3 protein-coding genes are annotated in these 3,061 nt (G+C 67.5%); all 3 read right to left on the bottom strand.

Translation table 11 applies throughout. The features are described from left to right. Positions 1-40: 40 nt before the first annotated feature. The 3 genes from E1200_RS32365 to E1200_RS32355 all read right to left on the bottom strand — a co-directional run bounded on the left by E1200_RS32365 (position 41) and on the right by E1200_RS32355 (position 2,176). Positions 41-1,144: a Vms1/Ankzf1 family peptidyl-tRNA hydrolase gene (locus E1200_RS32365; RefSeq protein WP_131956341.1), complete on the bottom strand. Its 1,104-nt coding sequence runs from the start codon at positions 1,142-1,144 to the stop codon at positions 41-43. Positions 1,145-1,200: 56 nt separating this feature from the next. Further along, positions 1,201-1,710 (bottom strand): DUF1360 domain-containing protein, encoded by a 510-nt coding sequence (locus tag E1200_RS32360; RefSeq protein WP_131956339.1) that lies wholly within the window; start codon positions 1,708-1,710, stop codon positions 1,201-1,203. A gap of 208 nt (positions 1,711-1,918) precedes the next feature. Beyond that, positions 1,919-2,176, bottom strand: a complete 258-nt coding sequence (locus E1200_RS32355) for a Rho termination factor (protein WP_131956337.1) — start codon at positions 2,174-2,176, stop codon at positions 1,919-1,921. Positions 2,177-3,061: the final 885 nt, after the last annotated feature.

The raw sequence follows: 3,061 nt of genomic DNA, 5'->3' as shown, positions 1-3,061 counted from the left end.
CCCCCACACCCCCTGGTGGCTGGGGTTGCTGTTCTGGTTCTTAGGCTGTGAAGCGTAGGACTGCTCCTACGTGGACGTGTTGGGCTGGGCTCCCGTTCGAAGGCAGGACCACTAGTTCGCCGTCGGTTGCGGCTGCGGCTCTGACCAGGGCTGCGTCGGCCTTGACCTCCCGGGGGTCGCTCACACCGAACTCGTCGCGGAGTTCCTCGGCGGTGGTGGCGATGTGCGCCGGATGGGGGCCGACCCAGAGCCGGGCGTTCGCATCCAGGTCGTCGTCCAGGAGGAGCGTCTCCACGCGACCTTCGCGGACGGCCTTGGCCGTGGCGGGCAAGCCCTCCACGGCGCGTTCACCGTTGGCGAGTTCGCGGTCGAAACGCTCGGCGACGGTCATGATCCGCTCGGTCGTCTTCAGCTCCAGGACACGCTGCAGCTCCGACTCAAGGTCGGGGTCGTCCACCGTGGTGTTCTTGTCGGTCTCGACGGTGTGCGCCAGGACGTGCTCGGAGACCTCGTCCATGACGGCGGTACGGGCCCGGGTGTCGCCGGCGATGACGATGGCCTCGGCGCCGCACATGTCGGCCATCCGGTCGATCTCACGCGCGACCTTCTTCGCGTTGACCTTCCAGACGTTCTCGGACGACCGCTGGAAACGGGACTGGTTCCAGTCGCCCGCCTTCGTCTTGCGGATCGGGTAGTCCTCGTCCCCCTGCACGTCGATGTGGTGGCGCCGTCCGTCCGCGGTGACACAGTCGATCGCGCCCCCGCGGCGGTCGACGACGGCGAGCAGATGCGGGAACCTCTCACCGCGCTGGGCGAGATAGGGCAGGACGTCGGGCAACGGCGCGAGGGTCGCCTGGGACGCAGCGGGCGGCTCCTCCAGCCGTTCGAGGTACACCACCTCGCCGTCCGCCGCGAAGAGCACCAGCCCCTCGGAACGGCGGCGCGCCAGCTCCTCGTCGATGGTCTGCTCGATCGCGCGGAGCGTGTCCCCCGGAGTCCCCTGCTCCTCCAGGTCCGCGCGCAGCGCCCGCCACCGCAGCTCGACGGCCTTGGACGCGTCCTCGGTGGTCCGGGAGAGGTCCGCGTACACCGACGCGTAGGGACCCGGACGTTGATACAGCGTTTTGAGGAATGACAGATCCATGAGTTGGCCGTACCCGCCCCATTTGGGACAAACGTAAAGAATGTGACGCCTGGGGCTCAGCCCTCGGCGGCCTGCTGGAGCCGTGCGTAGGCGAGCTGCAGCCAGTCCGACCCCGCCACGGCCGTCATCGTCGTGCCGGCCAGCCGGGTTGCCTGCGGCGCGAACACCAGTCCGGCGCTGTAGGCCGTCGCGACCCACTGGGCGATGCAGAACGGGCAGGTGAGCAGCTCGCCGACGGCGTGCCGGAGCCCCTTCCCGCGCACCTCCTCCGAGAGTTCGGCCGGCCCGGCCGTCCCGGAGTACCGGGTGAACGGGGCGCGCAGCGGGCTCGTCACCGGATCCTTGGTGATGACCCGGGACACCTTGTGCGTCGTAATCGTCATCAGCGCCAGGTCGGAAAGCCCGATGGTGGGGGCCCGGTCGCGCATCCGACGGCCCACGAGCACCATCGCGCTTGTGGTCAGCCCATAGACGGCAAGGGTGGTGAGGTAAGAGCCGAGCGGACGATCCGCTCCGGCGGCGTACTTCTCCTTCTCCTTGCGTGCGGTGTCGACGACCGCGTTCATGCTTTCCCTTCCCCGGCGGACGGCGCTGTGGGCGCACTCGTCATCGGTGTTCTCGTGAGCGGGACGTGGTGGCTGAGTGCGGCCTCATGTCGGTTCGGCCCCGCGCGTTGTCGATGAATGCGGCTCTTCACGGTCTCTGGAGTGGATGCGCCGCGGCATCGGCGTCAGCCGGCGCCGCAATGGTCCCGTCCGCGAGGCGACTGCAGGCTCAGTGGTTACGGAGGGCGTCCACTAGCTGGGACTTGTTCATCGAGGAGCGTCCCTCCACGCCGATCTCCCGGGCGCGCTTCAGCAGCTCGTCCTTCGTCCAGTCCTCGTAAGAGGGGCTCTTGCCGCCCTTGCGGCCGACGTTCTTCTTGCCCTGGCCCGCCGACGCGTTCGCGATCCGCGCGGCCTTCTCCTTGCTTTCGCCCCGATCACGGAGCTTCTGGTACGTCTTCTCGTCCTTGATCTGTGCTCTGGGCATGGGGGACAAGTACCCGACACGTGGAGTCCACACATCGACCACCCGACGTCCAAGACCCGGCAAAGCCGATCGGCGAGATCGCCCGGCCACCTGGACCTTCTGCATTCCGAACGCCGCCGATCGGTTGTCGCCATACGACACTCACCCCAGCCCCCAATGCGGTGTCGGATGCACGTTGGGGTCCCAACACCGGCCATGCAAGCGAGCCACCGCCGTTGCGTGCCGTGGCGCTGGGATGGCCGCCAGAGTCCTCCGCCCTCACGGACGGGCCTCCGGAGCCTCTGTGACCGGGCCATCGCGACCGGAGGGCGGGCCGGGCACTCCGATTTGACGGACTGCGCGAGGCTGCCTAATCTCTCTCATGCCCCGAGGGATGCGGGACGCCAGCAGGCGGACGGCCCCGGGGAGCCACAAGAGGAAAACGGTTCGCAGCTTGCTCTGAGCCGAGGTACTCTGGAGTGGCAAGCCCAGACGGGGTGCAGGACACCGAGCGGTGGCCGACCCGCAGGGCGCCTCCTACGAAACGATCTTTTCCAGGGCTTCGGCCTGTGGGTGTGGTTGTTGCGTGGGAGATGGTGAACCGTCCGTCCGTCGAAAAGATTTTGGTTGATCGGCTTGACAGCGGCGGGGAACCGGGTAAGTTAGAAGGGTTGCCCCGGAGCCGGGGTCCGCGGGAGCGGGGTTCGGCGCGGTGGGTGTCCGTTTCTTGAGAACTCAACAGCGTGTTAAAAGCCAGTGCCTTTATCGGCTCGACCGGTTTTTCTGGTCGGGTCGCCCCGTGGCCGCCCCTTCTTTTGTGGGGGTGGTGGGGATTTCTTTGAGGCAAGAACCCCTTTTGGGGGGTTTATTGCTGGGATTGTTTCCGAGGTTTGGCCGGGGCTGGGG

The sequence above is a fragment of the Actinomadura sp. GC306 genome (assembly GCF_004348665.1).
GTDB lineage: Bacteria > Actinomycetota > Actinomycetes > Streptosporangiales > Streptosporangiaceae > Spirillospora.
The sequence above is the reverse complement of the archived record's forward strand: the minus strand, read 5'-3'. Positions and strand labels throughout refer to the sequence as shown.

Coding starts and splice junctions, on each gene's coding strand:
- E1200_RS32365 (WP_131956341.1), bottom strand. CDS start 1,144: ATGGATCTGTCATTCCTCAAAACGCTGTATCAACGTCCGGGTCCCTAC.
- E1200_RS32360 (WP_131956339.1), bottom strand. CDS start 1,710: ATGAACGCGGTCGTCGACACCGCACGCAAGGAGAAGGAGAAGTACGCC.
- E1200_RS32355 (WP_131956337.1), bottom strand. CDS start 2,176: ATGCCCAGAGCACAGATCAAGGACGAGAAGACGTACCAGAAGCTCCGT.